This window comes from Hydrotalea sp., from assembly GCA_030054115.1.
Lineage (GTDB): Bacteria > Pseudomonadota > Alphaproteobacteria > JASGCL01 > JASGCL01 > JASGCL01.
The window spans coordinates 6,165-24,342 of the sequence record JASGCL010000006.1 but is presented as its reverse complement, the minus strand read 5'-3'; the positions used below and the strand labels follow the sequence as shown (position 1 = coordinate 24,342).

19 protein-coding genes are annotated in these 18,178 nt (G+C 50.6%); 16 read left to right on the top strand and 3 right to left on the bottom strand.

Annotation, left to right across the window (positions count from 1 at the left end; genetic code table 11):
- The first annotated feature begins 34 nt into the window (after positions 1 to 34).
- The 12 genes from yajC to QM529_02285 all read left to right on the top strand — a co-directional run bounded on the left by yajC (position 35) and on the right by QM529_02285 (position 11,318).
- Positions 35 to 463 (top strand): preprotein translocase subunit YajC, encoded by a 429-nt coding sequence (gene yajC, locus QM529_02340; GenBank protein ID MDI9313502.1) that lies wholly within the window; start codon positions 35 to 37, stop codon positions 461 to 463.
- 168 nt (positions 464 to 631) lie between these two features.
- Entirely contained in the window at positions 632 to 2,191 is a 1,560-nt protein-coding gene (secD, locus tag QM529_02335) for a protein translocase subunit SecD (GenBank protein MDI9313501.1), read from the top strand.
- A gap of 15 nt (positions 2,192 to 2,206) precedes the next feature.
- Entirely contained in the window at positions 2,207 to 3,142 is a 936-nt protein-coding gene (gene secF, locus QM529_02330) for a protein translocase subunit SecF (protein MDI9313500.1), read from the top strand.
- Positions 3,143 to 3,155: 13 nt separating this feature from the next.
- On the top strand, positions 3,156 to 3,542 hold the full coding sequence (locus QM529_02325) for an Mth938-like domain-containing protein (GenBank protein ID MDI9313499.1): 387 nt from the start codon (positions 3,156 to 3,158) through the stop codon (positions 3,540 to 3,542).
- A 79-nt stretch (positions 3,543 to 3,621) separates the two neighbouring features.
- Positions 3,622 to 5,424 (top strand): arginine--tRNA ligase, encoded by a 1,803-nt coding sequence (gene argS / locus QM529_02320; protein ID MDI9313498.1) that lies wholly within the window; start codon positions 3,622 to 3,624, stop codon positions 5,422 to 5,424.
- Between the two features lie 19 nt (positions 5,425 to 5,443).
- A complete protein-coding gene (locus QM529_02315) occupies positions 5,444 to 6,451 on the top strand; it encodes an SPOR domain-containing protein (protein MDI9313497.1) in 1,008 nt (335 codons plus the stop codon).
- 10 nt (positions 6,452 to 6,461) lie between these two features.
- The gene (gene nagZ / locus QM529_02310) at positions 6,462 to 7,604 is read left to right on the top strand and encodes a beta-N-acetylhexosaminidase (GenBank protein ID MDI9313496.1); all 1,143 of its coding nucleotides are present in this window, start codon (positions 6,462 to 6,464) and stop codon (positions 7,602 to 7,604) included.
- Positions 7,601 to 8,503 (top strand): ScpA family protein, encoded by a 903-nt coding sequence (locus tag QM529_02305; protein ID MDI9313495.1) that lies wholly within the window; start codon positions 7,601 to 7,603, stop codon positions 8,501 to 8,503. The genes nagZ and QM529_02305 overlap by 4 nt, the downstream gene beginning before the upstream one ends.
- 16 nt (positions 8,504 to 8,519) lie before the next feature.
- Positions 8,520 to 9,275, top strand: a complete 756-nt coding sequence (gene scpB / locus QM529_02300) for an SMC-Scp complex subunit ScpB (GenBank protein MDI9313494.1) — start codon at positions 8,520 to 8,522, stop codon at positions 9,273 to 9,275.
- Between the two features lie 59 nt (positions 9,276 to 9,334).
- The gene (locus QM529_02295) at positions 9,335 to 10,150 is read left to right on the top strand and encodes a pyridoxine 5'-phosphate synthase (GenBank protein ID MDI9313493.1); all 816 of its coding nucleotides are present in this window, start codon (positions 9,335 to 9,337) and stop codon (positions 10,148 to 10,150) included.
- Complete coding sequence (gene tsaB, locus QM529_02290) at positions 10,150 to 10,860, top strand: tRNA (adenosine(37)-N6)-threonylcarbamoyltransferase complex dimerization subunit type 1 TsaB (GenBank protein ID MDI9313492.1); 711 nt, start codon at positions 10,150 to 10,152, stop codon at positions 10,858 to 10,860. The genes QM529_02295 and tsaB overlap by 1 nt, the downstream gene beginning before the upstream one ends.
- Before the next feature lie 2 nt (positions 10,861 to 10,862).
- Positions 10,863 to 11,318, top strand: a complete 456-nt coding sequence (locus tag QM529_02285; GenBank protein ID MDI9313491.1) for a GNAT family N-acetyltransferase — start codon at positions 10,863 to 10,865, stop codon at positions 11,316 to 11,318.
- A 15-nt stretch (positions 11,319 to 11,333) separates the two neighbouring features.
- Here QM529_02285 and QM529_02280 read toward each other — a convergent pair whose 3' ends face one another.
- Both QM529_02280 and QM529_02275 read right to left on the bottom strand, forming a co-directional pair.
- Positions 11,334 to 11,897: a ribosome maturation factor RimM gene (locus QM529_02280; protein ID MDI9313490.1), complete on the bottom strand. Its 564-nt coding sequence runs from the start codon at positions 11,895 to 11,897 to the stop codon at positions 11,334 to 11,336.
- A gap of 36 nt (positions 11,898 to 11,933) precedes the next feature.
- On the bottom strand, positions 11,934 to 13,313 hold the full coding sequence (locus QM529_02275; GenBank protein MDI9313489.1) for an ABC transporter substrate-binding protein: 1,380 nt from the start codon (positions 13,311 to 13,313) through the stop codon (positions 11,934 to 11,936).
- Here QM529_02275 and QM529_02270 point away from each other — a divergent pair.
- The 4 genes from QM529_02270 to fmt all read left to right on the top strand — a co-directional run bounded on the left by QM529_02270 (position 13,300) and on the right by fmt (position 17,019).
- A complete protein-coding gene (locus QM529_02270; GenBank protein MDI9313488.1) occupies positions 13,300 to 13,710 on the top strand; it encodes a metalloregulator ArsR/SmtB family transcription factor in 411 nt (136 codons plus the stop codon). The two genes, QM529_02275 and QM529_02270, sit on opposite strands and share 14 nt — an antisense overlap.
- A gap of 218 nt (positions 13,711 to 13,928) precedes the next feature.
- A complete protein-coding gene (locus tag QM529_02265; GenBank protein ID MDI9313487.1) occupies positions 13,929 to 15,620 on the top strand; it encodes a hypothetical protein in 1,692 nt (563 codons plus the stop codon).
- Positions 15,621 to 15,709: 89 nt separating this feature from the next.
- Entirely contained in the window at positions 15,710 to 15,907 is a 198-nt protein-coding gene (gene rpsU, locus QM529_02260) for a 30S ribosomal protein S21 (GenBank protein MDI9313486.1), read from the top strand.
- A 161-nt stretch (positions 15,908 to 16,068) separates the two neighbouring features.
- Positions 16,069 to 17,019: a methionyl-tRNA formyltransferase gene (gene fmt / locus QM529_02255; protein ID MDI9313485.1), complete on the top strand. Its 951-nt coding sequence runs from the start codon at positions 16,069 to 16,071 to the stop codon at positions 17,017 to 17,019.
- A gap of 18 nt (positions 17,020 to 17,037) precedes the next feature.
- Here fmt and QM529_02250 read toward each other — a convergent pair whose 3' ends face one another.
- Entirely contained in the window at positions 17,038 to 17,892 is an 855-nt protein-coding gene (locus QM529_02250) for a sulfite exporter TauE/SafE family protein (GenBank protein ID MDI9313484.1), read from the bottom strand.
- Positions 17,893 to 18,178: the final 286 nt, after the last annotated feature.

The window sequence follows — 18,178 nt, the reverse complement described above, 5'->3', positions numbered from 1 at the left end:
AGATTTTTTTTGTTTTTTGCGTTAATAATTGGCCATGAAGAAAATTATAACAACCCTCCTCACCCTCCCATTGTTATCGTTAGCCATGGCCAATGTTGCCGTGGCGCAGGCGGCGGCGCCCGGCGACCTGTCCTCGGCCATGTTGCAATTGTTTCCGCTGGTATTGATATTTGGCGTTTTTTGGTTTTTGTTGATAAGACCGCAGATGAAAAAACAAAAACAACATCAGGCCTTGGTCGCCGCCGTGAAAAAAGGCGATGAAGTTGTTTTGTCATCGGGCGTTTATGGTAAAATCACCCAGGTTGTCGACGCGGTTAAGGTCGAGGTCGAAATTGCCCCCGGGGTTAAGGTCAAGGCCGCCAAGGCCATGTTGGCCGATGTTTTAACCAAGCCGGTGGCGACCGCCGCCAAGGCCGACGACAAACCATCGTTAAAATCGTTGTTTGGCGCAAAGAAAAAATAGGGAAAAAATAGCGAAAAAATAGCAAGGCCGATTTTTTGTGCAATGACCGATTGGTCATCAATCATTTTTAGCTATGTTTTATAAATGGCGCCCGTCATTAAAAATTTTTTTGGCTAACCAGCAAACAAACGGAGCCGATAAAAAATCTAAATAAGTTGGTATAAAAACATGGTGCTCGATTATCCGCTATGGAAAAAATTGCTGGTGGTGATAGTTCTTGCCCTGGGCTTGGTTTACGCCGTGCCGAATTTCGTTCCCAGTTTACAAAACAAAAACGCCAAAGAATTTTTCGCCCTGGGGTCGACCATGAACCTCGGGCTTGATTTAAAGGGCGGGGCTTACCTTCTGCTTGAAATCGACAGCAAGCAATTCATGCAGGAAAAAACCGCAAGGCTGGAAGACGATGTGCGCAACCTGCTCCGCCAAAATAATATCGGTTACCTCGCCCTCAGCCATAATGAAAATGGCGTTCGGGTTGCGTTGCGCGCAACCGATGTTGATGTGGTTAGCAAATTATTGAATAAAAAACTCAACCAACCGGCGGTGTCGCCGACGGGCGTGGCGCAAACCCCGTTGGATATTGCAAAAAGCGGCAATGGTCTGTTGTTGTCCTACACCACCCAGGGCCAGGCGCAGATGTTAAAACAATTGCAAGACCAGGCCGCCAATATTGTGCGGCGGCGGGTTGATGCCCTTGGCAACCGCGAGGCGGTGGTTTCGCCGCAAGGTAGCGACCGATTGATGGTCGCGGTGCCGGGCGAAAAAGATTCGGCCAGTTTAAAAACCGCCATCGGCAAAACCGCCAAATTGTCTTTTTACTTGCCGGCGAAATCGGGCGAGCAAAGTTTCACCCTTTATGACGCGGGCGGCCGCGGTTATTCCCTGGGCCTGTTACCGGTGGTGGGTGGCGACGATTTGGAAGATGCCAGCGCGTCATTTTCAGAAAACCAACCGGTGGTTAGTTTCCGTTTTTCCGGCGCGGGGGCACGTGCCTTTGGCCAGGCGACGACCGACAATGTGGGTAAGCCATTGTTCATTGTGCTTGATGGTAAAATTATCAGCGCGCCAAATATCCGCCAACCGATAACCGGCGGCAGTGGTATCATCACCGGCAATTTCACCGTGGCCGAAACCCAAACCTTGGCCTTGTTGTTAAAGGCTGGGGCATTGCCCGCGCCGCTAAAAATTTTGGAGGAACGTTCGGTCGGGGCCGGCCTGGGGGCGGACAGCATTCGCGCCGGGCAAATTGCGTCGCTGGTTGGGTTTTTGGCGGTGTTGTCGATTATGGTAATTATCTATCGCATTCCCGGGTTGTTTGCCGGTATTGCGCTGATTGGCAATTTGATTCTGTTGGTGGCGGTGATGACGGCGTTTCATTCGACCCTGACCCTGCCTGGCATCGCCGGCATTGTGTTGACCATGGGTATTGCGGTCGACGCCAATGTGTTGATTTACGAACGGGCGAAGGAAGAATTGATGAAGGGTAAATCGGTGGTCGCCAGTTGGCAAGATGGTTTCAACCTTGCCTTCGCCACCATTTGGGATAGCCACCTGACCAATTTGCTCAGCACCTTATTATTATTTATTTTTGGTGCCGGCCCGATTAAGGGTTTTGCCCTGTCCTTGACCTTGGGGATTGTTACCTCGCTTTTTTCGGCCATCATGGTGACGCGTATGTTGGTGGTGTGGTGGATAAGAAAATTTAACCCGAAAACCGTTGGCTTTTAAATTAGGATAAAAAACATGTGGAAAAAATTACGCCAAACCCATCATTTTGATTTTGTCAAATACCGGCCGTTGCATGTTGGCCTGGCGGCGGCGATTATTGTCATCTCCTGTATTTTGTTTTTTACCAAGGGGTTGAATTACGGCATCGATTTTAAGGGCGGGGTGTTGTTGGAAATTAAAACCGCGCCCGGGGTAACCATCGGCGATATGCGCGCCGCGACGGCGCAATTGCCGGTAAAATCCTATTCGTTGCAAGAATTTGGTTCGCCCGATGTGTTGCTTATCCACATGGATAAGGACGAGACATCATCGCCCGAGGCGTTGTTGGCCGAGGCCAAGACGATATATGGCGCGAAGGTGGTTGATTATCGGCGGATAGAAACCGTCGGGCCGGTGGTTGGGGGCGAGTTAAAACAATCGGCGATTTGGGCGGTGCTGGCCGGGTTGGTGATGATATTTATTTATGTTTGGTTGCGGTTCGAATGGCAATTTGCGCTGGGCGGCATGTTGTCGCTGTTCCACGATGTGATGGCAACCCTGGGGCTGTTTTCATTGATTGGTTTAGAATTTAATTTGGTGTCGGTCGCGGCCTTGCTGACTATCGCCGGTTATTCGATAAATGACACGGTGGTTATTTACGATAGGTTGCGCGAGAATATCCGCCTGACGCCCAAAAAACCGCTGGATGAATTGATTAATGTTTCGATTAACGCCACCCTGTCGCGGACGCTACTGACCTCGGTCACGACTTTTATGTCGATGGTTGCCCTTGCCATTTTTGGCGGCGCGGCGATAAGGGGTTTTGGCATCGCCATGGTGTTTGGCATTTTTGTTGGCACCTATTCGTCGATTGCTTTGTCCTTGCCGGTGGTGGCTTATTTTCAGCCAAAACGCGCCAAGGGCAAGGATAATAAGGACGAAGGCTATAGCGATTTATTTATGAAAAAATAATGGTTGGTTTATAATGGATATTCTCCCCCTTTCCGCCGATGGTAAGTTTTCGATAGCTTCCTATGGCGGGGGCGGGTTTGTGATTAAGGATACCCATGGCGCGGAAAAAAAATGGCACGGGTCGATATTTATCAAGCCCGAGGGGGTGGTGCCGATAACCCATAGAACCCTCGACGATATAAAATTGGCCGATGTTATCCCGCTGTTGCCGTTGAAATTGGAATTGTTGTTGTTGGGCACCGGCGCGCGCATGGCGCGGCCCGAAAAATTGCAACGCGATAATTGGCAAAGATTGGCGAGCGGCGTGGAATGGATGGCGACACCGGCGGCGGCACGAACCTATCAAATAGCGGTGGGCGAGGGGCGGTTGGTGGCGGCATTGTTGTTGGCGGTGGAATGATAATAGCGCGGGCGGTAGTGGTTGGCGTGGCGCCGTTATGGTGCTTTGATTTTTGGCGCGGATTTGATAGAGATGGGACATGACCGATTCACATAATAACAAACAAGTTGGTGGCCGCCTTGGTGACCGCATGGGTGGCCCGAATGTGTTTGCCGACATTCACCACAAGATAGAAAATATCATTCGGCGCGAATATGAATTGGTCGATGGCAGGGCCTTGCCGCCGTTTCAGGTCGAGCGGCCAAAGGAAGAATCTTTTGGCGATTTGTCTTGCAACGCGGCGATGGTGTTGACAAAATTTTTATCCAACCCGCCGCGTGCCATTGCCGAAAAAATTATCGGCGAATTGCAAAAAGATAAGGTGGTGAAATCGGTCAGTATTGCCGGCCCGGGGTTTATCAATATTTTTTTGACCGATAATTATTGGCAAGGGTTGCTGGCCGCGATATATGACGCCGGCGATAATTACGGCAAAAATATTGACGGCGCGAATGAAAAAACCAATGTCGAATTTGTCTCGGCCAACCCGACTGGCCCGTTGCATGTTGGCCATGCGCGCGGCGCGGTGGTGGGCGATGTGTTGGTGCGGCTACTCCGCTTTGCCGGTTTTGATGTCACCGCCGAATATTATATCAACGACGCCGGGGCGCAGATTGATACCCTGGCGCGGTCGTTGTATTTTCGTTACCAACAATCCGCCGGCGCGGTTGATAAAAATTTGGAACCGCCGGCGGGGTGCTACCCGGGCGATTACCTCATCCCGCCGGCGGAGGATTTGTATAAAGAAGTTGGTGATAAATACGCGGGGCAAGCGGAGGTCGCCTGGCTGGATTTTTTTCGCGATTACGCGGTGGGGAAAATGATGGTCGAGATAAAAAAAGATTTGGCCGATATGCACATTGCCCATGATGTTTTTTCGTCAGAAAAAAAACTGGTGGCGGCCGGTAAGGTGCAGGAGGTGTTGCAAGAATTGGAAAAAGAAAATAAAATTTATGAAGGGGTGTTGGAAAAACCAAAGGGCAAAACGGTCGATGATTGGGAGCCGCGCCCACAAAAATTATTCCGGAGCACCGCCGATGGCGACGAGGTTGACCGGCCGATTCAAAAATCGGATGGGTCATTTACCTATTTTGCGAACGACATAGCCTATCACCTTGACAAATGCCAACGCGGCGCGACGCGGTTGATAAATATATTGGGTGCCGACCATGGCGGTTATGTCAAGCGCATTTCGTCGGCGACGCGCGCCGTGTCGCACGGCCGGTCGCGGTTGGAATGTCTGTTGATGCAGGTCGTGCGGTTTATGCAACATGGCGCGCCGTTAAAAATGTCAAAACGCGCCGGCAATTTTATCATGTTGCGCGATGTGATTGCCGAGGTCGGTGCCGATTCGCTCCGTATTTATTTATTGTCGCGCCGCCCCGATAGCCAGATGGATTTTGATTATGACGAGGTGATGGCCACCAAACGCGACAATCCGGTTTTTTATTTGCATTATGGTTTTGCCCGCGCCCATTCGTTGATGAAAATTATCGACGGGCAATTTGCCGGCCTCGCGCCCGATTTTTCGCCGGGCGCATTGGCAAAAATAAACCATCCGTTGGAATTGCAGATGATAAAAAAAATCGCCGAATTCCCAAACATGGTGGAGAAGGCGGCGTTGTTGGCCGAACCGCACCGCATTGTTTTTTACCTGGCCGATTTGGCGACATGTTTTCACCAATTATGGACGGCGGGGCGCGACGACCTCGACCTGAAATTTTTGCAAGTTGATGACCGGCAATTGACCGCGGCGCGCCTGGCCCTGGTGAAGGGTTTTTGCCGCGTGATGGAAATCGCCGGCCGCATCATGGCTATTGAATGGAAAACCGAATTGCGATAAGGGTATAAATAATAAAAAAATGAGTAACGATATTTTGGATAAAGGTTCACCCGGGCGGCGGATTATTCTGCTCCTCACCCTTTTGTTGTTGTTGATTAGCGCGTTGATATTTTTGTTTAACCGCGCCAGTTTTTTGGGCGGCGGTGGTAAATCGACCGAACCGGTTGTTATAACGCCGGGCGGTGCGGTGAAAACATTTCCCGATGATTCGCAAAAAAATGGGGAGATGCCCGCCGCCAAGGTTTACGATATGTTGCAAAAAACCCCGCCGGCGTCATCGAACACGGCGACCAATAAAAAACCCAATTCGGTGGGCGATATTGTTGATAACAGCGCGGGCAAGCCCGCAACTGGTCAAGCGACTCAATCGACTCAAGCGACCCCGGCACCAGCCACCGCCAATCAAAATAAAAAGCAAGCCACCAATAATACCGCCGCCGCGAAAAAACCGAATGATAAGCCAAATGACAAGGTGACGGCGAAACCGACCGTCAACAACGCCGCCAGTAACGCGGCGAACAAACCCGCCGCCAAACCCACGACGTCGGTCGCCGATTTGGTCAGCAGTAATGGCGGCAATGAAAAACCGAGCCAAGCGACCAAAGAAGCAAAAAAACCCGCCGATAAAACCGCCACCACCAAACCGGCGGATAAAACCGCCAGCACAGCCACCACCAAACCGGCCGCCAAACCAACCGATGATTCGGCGAAAAAAATGGCGAAGGATATTGCGACCAATGTTGCCAATCAGCCTGGTAAATATGTGTTGCAATTGGCTTCCTTCACCGACGAGGCAACGGCGCAAAAATATTTGAACAGCATCAAGCCACGGCTGGATAAAATTATCGGCGGCAAGGGTATAAGCCTTCGCGTTGGCAGTGCGGTGTTGAGCACCGGCCAAAATGTTTATCGGTCGCAGGTGGTTGGCTTCCAAACCAAGGAGCAAGCCAACGAGGCCTGCGAAAAAATAAAATCGCAACTAGCAACCTCGGCCAAGCCCGATTGTTTGGTGTTGAAGTCGTTTTAAAAAAACATTTATGACGCAAATGCCAAACCCTGCGCCAACCGGTTCGCCGCCCCCATTGTCGACGCTCTTACCGACAGCATTGTCTAACACATTGCCATTGATTGTCGGGCTGGCGGGCACAAGCATCAGCGACGATGAAAAAAAATTCTTCCGCAATCACCCGCCGTTTGGTTTTATTTTGTTCGGCCGTAATATTGAAACATCGGCGCAGGTTATATCCCTGACCCGCGAATTGCGCGCCATCACCAACAATGAAAAAATTTGGATATTTGTAGACCAGGAGGGTGGCCGCGTCGCGCGGCTGAAACCGCCGTTGGTAAAACCCGCGCCGCCGATGGCGGCCTTCGTCGATTTATATCACCGCAACTATGATGACGGGTTGCGGGCGGTCGAGCTTTACGCGCAATTGCAATCGGCCGAATTGGTTGGGCTTGGCATCAATGCCAATTGCGTGCCGGTGCTCGATATTCGGTTTAGCGGCGCGCATGATATTATTGGCGACCGGGCATTTGGCGATAATGGTGATGACATCATCGCCCTGGCCGGTCATTACACAGCGGCGGTGATGGCGGCGGGCATTATGCCGGTGATGAAACATATCCCCGGCCATGGCCGCGCCCTGGCCGACAGCCACCATGAATTGCCGGTGGTTACAACCGACCTGGCCGAATTGCAACGCACCGATTTTTTGCCCTTTCGCCATTTTGCCAAAACCATCCCCCTGGCCATGACAGCCCATGTGCTTTATGCCGCTATCGATGACAAGCCGGCCACCCTGTCAAAAAAAATTATCGATGAAGTGATAAGGGGTTGGATGGGGTTCGATGGGTTGTTGATGACCGACGACCTGTCGATGCAGGCATTGAGCGGCGACATGGTGGCGCGTGGCCGCGAATCGCTGTTGGCGGGTTGCGATATCCTGCTCCATTGCAATGGCAAGATGGATGAAATGACGGCGTTGGTCGCCGCCATCGATGCGGCGTGGGATGATAAAAAACAAGCGCGGTTTAAAAAATCCTGTCAAAATCTTGCGAATCTAGCTACAGCATGGCAGAGAGAAAAAAACATAGCCGAAGCAAGGCAAGAAAATTTGTCGAATGAAAACATTTATCAAGCAATGAAAACTTTATTAGCACCACACTGGCAAGCATGATGACCGAAAATTTTTTAGACGATGAGTCGCGCGACGCATTGCTGGGGGCGGATGGCCAAGCGCCGCACCAGGCGATGAGTGGCGAGGAGGCCTTCACCCGCGCCGAGCCAGCGGGCGAGCCGCTTGACCCCGAACGCGACCCGTCGGAGGTATTGAAAATCAGCCTGAATAATTATGAGGGGCCGTTGGAATTGTTGCTTGACTTGGCGCGCCAGCAAAAGGTCGATTTGAAAGAAATTTCTTTGTCGTTGCTGGTCGACCAATATATTTTATTTATCGAACGGGTCAAGAAAGACCATATCGATATCGCCGCCGAGTATTTGGTGATGGCGGCGTGGCTGGCGTTTTTGAAATCAAAATTGCTTTTGCCGCAGGCGGCTGACGCGGTGGACGAACCGCCCGAGGCGATGATAGCGCGCCGCGCGTTGCAGATGTTGGATGCGATGCGGCAAAAATCGGTGGAATTATTTGCGCGCCATCGCTGTGGTGTTGATTTTTTCTTGAAGGGTATGGTCGAAGAATTGCCGGAAGAGGTCGAAACCCGATGGGAGACCGATGTCAATAAATTGATAAGCGCCTATGCCGAGGCGCAAAATGCCAAACCGGTCAAGCAATTGGATATTTTGCCGACCAAGTTGACGTCGCCCGAGATGGCGATTGAAAAATTGCGCCGCGCCCTGCCGTTTTTAACCGATTGGACGGTGTTGGAAAATTTCTTGGGAAAATTATTTAACGAAGGGTTTGATAATGATTTGCAATGGCGCGCGGCCTATGCCTCGAGCTTTTTTGCATCGTTGGAATTGGCGCGCCAGGGGTTGATTGAAATTCGCCAAAATGGCATTTTTAAGGATTTAGAAATTCGGCAAAAAACGTCACCGCAAGAAACCAACCAACAATAAAAGCAAATAAAAAACCATGGCCAAAGAAAAAAAATCAAAAAAAGTTGATGATGCCGGTGCACCGCACCGCATTGTTGAGGCCGCGATTTTCGCCGCCACCGCGCCGCTCAACAAAAAATCGTTGCTTGCCATGTTGCCAAAAAAACCCAAAGCCGACATCGACGATATTTTGGCGCAATTGAAAAAAAATTATCAGTCGCGCGGCATACAATTATTGGAAAGCAAGGATGGTTTTTATTTTCGCACCGCGCCCGATTTGGCACCCTACCTTACCCAATTTCGCGTCGAGTTAAAAAAACTATCGCGCGCCGCGATGGAAAGCCTGGCGGTGATTGCCTATCACCAGCCGATAACCCGCGCCGAGATTGAAACGATTCGCGGCGTGGCGATTTCAAAAGGCACATTGGATATTTTGTTCGACACCGGTTGGATTAAATTTAAGGGGCGACGCAAAACCCTTGGCAACCCAATCACGCTGGGCACGACCGATAAATTTTTGGTCGATTTTGGTTTGGCGTCGTTGCAAGAATTGCCCGGGGTCGAGGAATTGAAAGAAATGGGGCTGTTGCACCTCGGCCATGATTTTTCGTCCATCGGCATGGGCGAGGAGGAGGAGGATATATCGATGGGCGAACAATTGGATCTGTTGCAATCGTCGCTCGATGATATTCTCAGCCAAGACCAAAATGCCGATGAAAACGAAAACGAATTGTTGATGGACGAACCAACCGACGAAGAAACCCCGAGCAACAAAAGCAAAAAAAAGAAATAGTCTTTTTACAATTTTTTACAATTCTGTTTTTTTTGGGCGGTTTCTGCTATATAAAAAAAATGGTGGCGTTAAGCGTTAATATCAACAAGGTGGCATGGTTAAGAAATAGCCGCGATGGCGACAGCCCGTCGCCGCTGGCGGCGATGGTGGAAATTATTGCCGCCGGGGCCGACGGCATTACCATTCACCCGCGACCCGACGAACGGCATATCACGACGCGCGACGCCGTGGCAATTGCCGCCGAATGGCAAGCCCACAAAAAAAATAATATCGAATTTAATATCGAGGGCTTCCCCGACGACCAGTATTTATCATTGATAGAACAATTGCAACCCAGCCAGGCCACGTTGGTGCCCGACGCGCCGGCGCAAAAAACATCTGACCATGGTTATTTTTTAAGCGATAAGATGGCGGCGATGACGGCGACGATAAAAAAAATAAAATCCTTTGGCCCGATTCGCGTGTCGTTGTTTGTTGATGCCGACCATGGCGAAGCCGATGCGGCGGAAATAAAGGCGGCGCGCGATGTTGGTGCCGACCGCGTTGAATTATACACCGGGCCATTTGCCCATGCTTATGCCCAGGCCAATGCCGTTGCGCAAATTTATGGCGCGGGCGACAAACCCGCCGACAAATCGGCCAGCATGGCGGTGGAGAAGATGTTGGCAAATTATGTTGCGGCCTATCAAACGGCGTTGGATTGTGGCCTTGCCGTGAATGCCGGCCATGATTTAAATTTGCAAAACCTGCCGCTGTTTATAAAACACCTGCCAAACTTGGCGGAGGTTTCCATCGGCCACGCGCTTATCGCCGATGCCCTGTGGTTTGGGTTTCGCGCCACCATAAAAAAATACCGGCAGGCGTTGCAACCCTGATGGCGGGCGATTTTTCTTCACGGGCATTTTCATGGCCATTGCCACAGCCATTATTGTGTTTTGACACGGCGGGCAACCAATTGTTGGTGGCCTTGGCACAACACGATGGCGCAATCGCGACCGAACGGCAAAAAATGGTGCATGGCCAGGCCGAGGAATTATTGCCGGCGATTGAAAAAATATTGCATGATGCGCAACGGCCACTTAACGCACTGCGCGGTATTTTTATAACCTTGGGGCCGGGGTCATTCACCGGCCTGCGCGTGGCGGTGGCGGCGGCGATTGGCTTGGGGTTTGGTTTGGATTTTTCCGTGGCGGGTGATGATAAAAAAATTCATGGTATCGGCAGTTTGCCGGCGATGTTGTTGACGCATATTGCTGATAAAAAATATCGCGATGATAAAGAATTTTTGGTGCTGGCCGAAAGCCGCCGCGATGAGATTTTTTATCAACGTTTTATATTGCATGTTGCTGATAAAAAAATTGCGCCCATCATGCCACAGCCGATGATGGCGCGGCGCGATGAATTGTTGAAAACCCACCCCGATGATGAGGTGGTTACGGGCGACGTGGATTTTGCGCGATTATTGCCCGCCCTGCAACAATATAATGGACAGGATTTTATCACCGACCATATCATGCCGATTTATGCACGCAACCCCGATGCGCGGGCATTGCCAAGGCCGAGCGATAATCAAAAAATAAAATAAACATGTTGCTGTTTTGTAACCCGTGGTTGGCCAATGATTTGGCGGCGTTGCATGGGGCATGCTTCCGTGGAGACGATGTATGGTCGGCCAATTTTTTGTCGCAACAATTAAAAAATCCGGCGGTGCTTGGCTTGGCGGCGCATGATGGCGGAAAGATTTTATCCTTTGCCTTGTTACAAATGGTGGGCGATGTCGCCGACGTGCTGACCCTGGCGACGCACCCCGACCATCGCGCGCGGGGTTATGCCAGCCATATCGTAACCGCGCTGTTGGGGTTTTTGCCGCAAGGCGGTAAATTGTGGTTGGAGGTTGCAACCGATAACCACCCCGCCCTGTCGCTTTATCAAAAAATGGGCTTTGGTGAGGTTGCGGTGCGGCCCAATTATTATCGCGCGGCACAGCATGATGGCCGTGATATTGCCCGCGCCGCCAAATTATTGATGTTTGAAAAAAAATAAATTACAATAATAATTCTATAATAAGAATTCTTGCGCAACAATAATTTTCTTTTCGGCGGTGATTATTTTTATTATCGATGATGCCTGCCACGGCAAAAAAACCTCTTCACCCTGATGGTTCTTTATCACCATGATATCACCCGCGCCATAATTGGTGAAGCCGACAACCTGGCCAATTGTTTGGCCAGCTGAAACTTGACTAAGCGGTTCGGCGGTTGATGCTGTTTTGTTTTTATCGTCGGGCGCAATGGGCGTGGCCACCACGGCAAAACCCACCAGGTCATGTTGGTAATGTTGATTGGCGGCCGTCGCGGGTAAAAATTGGCGTTTGATAAAAACCTCTTGGTTGGTCAGGCGGCTGGCCGCGTTGCGGTCGGCCGCGCCGCGCCACAGCACCAAAAAACCATTATTGGTTGGTCGCCATTTTTCGACCACCAATTCGGTGCCGTTTTTGGTTTGCAACGGGCGCAGGGCAAAAACAGCCTCCGCCGGGGTGGTGTGGCTTTGCAGGTAACATTCGCCGCGCAACCCGTGGGCGCGGCCAATTTTTGCCAGCAACACCAAATTATCGGGTGTCATTTGTTGTGATGATTTTTTTTAATATAATGCGCGCCATTATTTATAATAGCGTCTTTTCCATTCCTGTTCAAGGAAGCTGGTCCAGGCGGGGTTAGGCTCCGGCAAAATGGTGGCGGCAATTGGTGGCACCGGGTTTTTGCCGGCGTTGGTCAGAAAATCCTGGCGGGCGGCGGCATCGAGCTTGGCAATATCCAACACCGATGGTTCACCCCAAAAATCGGGGTTGGTTTTTTTACCCTGCGCCACCGGCGACAGCAAGAAATTGATAAACACCATCGCCCCTTCCTTATGCGGGGCATTAAAGGGGATGGCGAGGTAATGTTGGTTGCCCAAAATGCCGCGTTGCCAGGCGTAGGTTTGCACCGACGGCGGCACCAATTTTTGCTTTATCGCCGCCGAGGCAACACCAGCGTTGTAGGAAAAACTTAAGAGCAAGGTTTTGCTGGCAAACATTTTTAACATGTCCGATTCGTTTTTCGGGAAATTCTTGCCCTGTTGCCACAGGTAAGGATGCAGGGCGTCAAGGTAAGCCCACAAGGCCTTGGTTTTTTGGCGGGCATAATTGTCGTCTTTGAAGGCTAGTTGAAAATCGCGCGGGTTGCCAAGGTCGAGCATTAATTGCTTCAAAAATGCCACGCCGGTAAAATCGGGCGGCGCGGGATAGGAAACTTGCCCCGGGTTTTGTTTGGCAAATTGCAACAATTCAATGGCACTGCGCGGTGGGGTGGGGGTGGTGGCCGCATCGTTGACAAAAACGAAATAGGCGCGACCCCATGGCATTTCCAACCCATCGACCGCTATGGTGAAATCGCGGAGCAATTCCGGGTGGTTGGCGACCGCCAACCATTTATAATTGGGCAGGCGATTGATGAATGGGCCGTAAAGCAAATCCTTATCCTTCATTATTTTAAAATTATTGCCGTTTATCCAAACCACGTCGGCGGTGCCGGCGGTATTGTTACCGGCCTGTTTATCGCTTAAAATTTGGTTGACCACCACGGCGGTATCGGTCAGGCGAACCTGCTTCACGCGCACGCCATAAAGGCGAAAGGTCTCACCCGCCGCCCAAGAAATATAATTGTTGTAAAGTTCTGACCCGCCCCAGGCATAGAAATAAACCACCTGGCCACGGGCGCGTTGCGTGATGTCGTTAAAATTGGTGGGGGTGGAATCGGCGGCGGCGCGGTGCGCCCCGAGTAATAACATGACGCCCAAGGTAAAACTTGCGGCAAGATGTAGGGCGCGTGATGATAAAAATCTTTTCAACATTTGCGCGAACTTAGCAAACCCCTCCATAACTGGCAAGCGGAATAATGTTGGATAGGCATTATTGTCATGAAAGGTTATGGCGATGGAATGGTTATTGCAATTTTTTATCCATGCCACCATGCCCAAAGACATAATGCCCAAAGACATAAATAACGCAACCGACGCCATTAATAAATGGGCGGGGGTTTTTTCGGCCATGAGCCAAGAAACCCGCCTGCGGTTATTGATGGCACTGGCCGCGCGCGAGACATTGGGCCTAACCCCCACCGCCTTGGCGGCAAGCCTGGCGATACCCGCCAATACTTTATCATTTCATTTGCGGGCGTTGGAAGCATCGGGCTTGGTGAAGATGCGCAAAAAAGGTCGGGAGAAAATCTATTGCATCGAATTTCATTTGGTCGAGCAAGCCATTAGATTTTTGATGAAGGAATTTTTTGGCGCGACCGATATTCGGTTTCGTGTTGCGCGCCGTTTGAGCGAGGCCATCATCAACCCGAACGACGTGGCAAGCAAGCCGACAAACAAGGATAATATAAAAAAATAACCTTGCCGTTGCGAGAGGGTGCTTGACTGCCATGAATTCGTTATGAATTCGACGCGCCGTGTGGCAGTGATTTTTATATAATAATCATTGATTTTTAAAAATATATCCCTTATAGATTGTAAAGTAGTATTTTTGTTGTTTATAATTGTTTTCTTATCATGCCCCGAACTGTAGATTATCGAATAATAACTTATTATCTACGCTGTTTTAAAACCGACTTGACCAATTGTTTGCGCCGTTATTTGTTGCGGGGTGGGTTATTGCTCGGCCTGTTGTTGGCAACCCCTGTTCTTGCGCTGGGGCAAACGTCGTCGCAAGTCGCGTCGCCCGCGCCACCCGCCACGCCGGCCGTAACCCGCACGGTGGTGCAAAAACGATTTGTCTTTCCGCCATCTGCCATGTTTGGGGCGTCGCGGCAATTATTGCCGGGCAATAATGTGGTGGCAAGGGTCGGCGGCGATATTAACACGGAATATAGCGCGGTGCTTGGCGCGGGTGGTGGCAATTATTTGTCTTTCCCATTAAGCCCATCGGGCAGGGGCAACCTGCTCCGCCTGGTGGTGGATGGCGAGAAAAACGATTTCAACCCGGTTGCCCGCACCATCAGTTATGAAATTATTTACGGCGGGCAATTGGTATTTTTTTCGTTCCCCAATTTTGAATTGCAACGCGCCTATATTTATTTGGGCGCGGGCGCATGGACAGCGACCGGCCATTTGCCATTTGGCATCATATCATTGGGTAAGGATTTTGGCGTGTTGACGCGTTACGCGATTGATGGTTCGAGCATTTTGCCGCCCGGTGCGATAAAAAATTGGCAATGGTTTAGCGGCAAAAGCACCGCCGGCGGTGTTTTAAATAATGATATTGTTGAGGGCTATGGCCGGTCATCGGCCGATAATTTTGATACCAGCGCGAAGGTTGCCTATCAAACCCCGTCGGTTTATGGCCTGTCGGCCGCGGTTAGCTATGCCCCGCAAGCGGTTTTTTGGTCGCAAAATAATTGGGCTGGCAACAACCCCAAAACCCACCAGAACGAGGTTGATGTCGCATTAAGTTATCACCTGAATGCAAAAACCATCAACCACCAATTTTTGTTCGATATAACCGGCGGTTATGAATATGCCGAGGTGTTGCCAGAATATAGCAATCAGAATAACCAATTTTTTAACACACTTAACGGCGCGCTAAGAACAAAATTTATCAATGACGTGACGAACGACGCCATTAGTAGGGTTCCCGGCATTACCCAAGCCCAGGCACAGCAGACCGCCCTGGCCGCCTATCAAAACTACATCACCTATGGCGACCCGACCAGCGCGGGCACAAGTTTGGGTTACGCCAATATAACGCGTGGCGCGGGGAGCTTTGGCCTGAGCAACCAGGAGGCATATCAAATTGGTTTTAAATTTGGTTACAACCCGTTGAACATCACCCGCAGTTTGGAAAATATTTTTTCCGGGGTTAATTACGATTTGCGTTACGGCAATGCCGACAGCGGCGAGAATCAATTCCGCGATAACGGCGATAAAAACACAAACAAAATGGGGGATTTTTTTAATATCTCGGCCGGCATGGGTTGGAACAAACTTTATGGCAATTTGTTCTCGGTCGGGCTGTCGCTTCGCCCCTTGGCATTTTTAAGCATCTATGGCGGTTATGGTTACGGGGTTTGCAACACGCAATCTTGCATGGCGGCGCGTTTTTTAACGCAGGCCGCCAGTTCCAATATCTGGACCGGCGGTGTTACCTTCGCCCTGTCGAGCAATTTTTTTATTTATAGCCAAGCGATGGGCATCAGCGGCGATGTTGAATTCCCGCGTTATGACGCCGCCGGTTATTTGCATAATCAAACCAATGGTTATTTTAACCGCGCCACCATCACGGTGGGCACCATGGCGTCTTTTTAAGGGCGCGTTTTTAGGGGGGCGGTTTTTTTTAGGCATATTTTTTGGGGATAGGGCTTGCTATCTTGGTTAAAAATTGCTACGCAGATGCCATGAGAATAAACGTGCGCGAAAACAATGTCGACCAAGCCATCCGTGTCTTGAAAAGGAAACTGGTGCGCGAGGGGATTTTTCGCGAAAGCAAACAACGGCGTTATTATGAAAAGCCGTCTGAAAAAAAGAAGCGCGAAGGCACCGAGGCCGTTCGCCGTGCCCGCCGTTTACAACGGAAAAAATTCTTTAATAATTAATTTGCTGGCCTTGCGGGGTTGATTTTAAATATAGCCATTGCTGGCTGGGGTTTTTGCCCCCTTTTTTGCTTGGCGGTATGATGGTATGGTGGCCAAGCGTAAGATGATGCCTAGGGCAACATCGCAAAAAAAAATAAGTAAATAAATAATAGGGCAACAAGATGGCAAGCGATAAGAAAAAAATTGTTTTTATGGGGTCAAGCCCCTTTGCCGCCGCAACATTACGCGATCTGTATGATTTTTTTGCCGATGGCAAGGCCGAATTGGTGGCGGTTTACACCCAGCCGCCCAAGCCGAAACATCGCGGCAAAAATATTGAAAAAACGCCGGTGCATGAATTTGTTATGGAAATAGCGGGCGCAAAAAATCACCCGATACGCACCCCCGAAAGATTTGATGAGGCCGAGGTTCAATGGCTGTCAGCGTTGCAACCCGATTTGATTATCGTCGTTGCCTATGGCCTGTTATTGCCGGCGGCGGTGTTGTCGGTGCCCCGCATCATGGCGGTGAACATTCACCCGTCGTTGTTGCCGCGCCATCGCGGCGCGACGCCGATAGAATCGGCATTGTTGGCGGGCGACGCCGTAACCGGCGTGACATTAATAAAAATGACAGCGGCGATGGACGCCGGCGATATTATCGCCGCGCAACAAATAGCGGTGGCCGATGACGACAACCGCGAATCCCTAAGCCAAAAATTATTGAACCTGTCGCTGGCGATGTTGCGCGACCAATTGCCAATATTATTGGCGGGGGAATTTTCGTTACAGCCGCAGGAATCGCAACGGGTAACCTATAGCCAAAAAATAAAAACCAGCGATTATCAATTGCACCCGACGGAGGAAGCCAATATTGCCATCGACCGAAAAATTCGTGGCTACTACCCCAAGGCATTTTTGTTATTGCCGAGCGAAAAAGGCGATGGCGGTAAGAGATTGCAAATTTTGTCAGCAAGAAAACATGATGGCGATGATGACGCAAAAGATATTTTTTTTGCCGACGGGCGGGTGCTGTTGCCATGCCATGGCGGCGCGATGGAATTATTAACCGTTAAGCCGGAAAACAAAAACGCCATGGCCGCCGCCGATTGGTGGCGTGGTCGGCGGCAATAACCACTTCACAAAAATTATTTATAATTGATAGCCGCGCCACAGCATGTAGCCGGCCATGAGAAAAAGAAATATCGAAAACACGCGGCGCAGGGTGCGAAGCGGCAGGCTGTGCGCCAACCACGCGCCAAGCGGTGCAAATAAAACCGATGTCATGGCGATAATAAAAACTGTAGGCCAATGGACGAAACCAATGGTTTGCAACAGGCCCACGCCGCCCCCCATGCCGCCGCTCAGGCCACCATTGTCGGCGAGCAAAAACCCGATGCTGTTAACCGCCGCGATGGGGAAACCGGTGGCCGACGAATTGGCAACCGCGCGGTTGACCGGAATGCCAAAATGGGTTTGAAACGGCACCATTAAAAAACCGCCGCCGGCCCCCACCAACCCCGACAAAAAACCAACCACCACGCCAAACGCAACCAACCATGGGCTGGTCGGTAACAATGTTAGGGTGTCTTTGGGGTTAAATTTTTTGCCAATGGGTTTTGCATGGTGGCCGCGCCACATTTGCAAACCGGACAAAATCACCAAGCCGCCAAATAAAAAATAAAGCCAGCTGGATTTTAAAAAACCAAAAACCCCCAGGCTGGCCAACAACCCGCCGGGTAAAATACCAATTGTAAAAATGGCCGCCAACCGCCAATTGATGGCGCCACGCGCGTGGTGGGCGCGCATCGACGACAATGATGTAAAACACACCACCGCCATGGCGGAGGCAATGGCGAATTTGATGGTGCTGTCGCCGAACAAATTCATATGGTCGAACAGCGGCACCAAAAACGGCACCATAATCATACTGCCGCCGATGCCGAACAAACCGGCGAGGAAGCCCGACATAACGCCGAGCGATAATAAAATAACAATCAGGGTCATTAGAGCTTTCTTTTAACAGAACTTGCCAGCGAAGCAAAGGGGAAATACTTAGCCGCCAGAAATAACATGACATTTATATTCGCCCTACCGCTCCGCTGTTTGAGGACATATATGTTGCCCTACCGCTACGCTGCTTGAGGGCATATATGTTGCCCTACCGCTTCGCTGCTTGAGGGCGATTGAAATAGGCGATGGGAATTGCTACAGCGCGATTATGTTGAAAAGAAAATCGCCCTCAAGTAACGCAGTGATAGGGCAGAATAAATTGCCCTCAAGTAACGCAGTG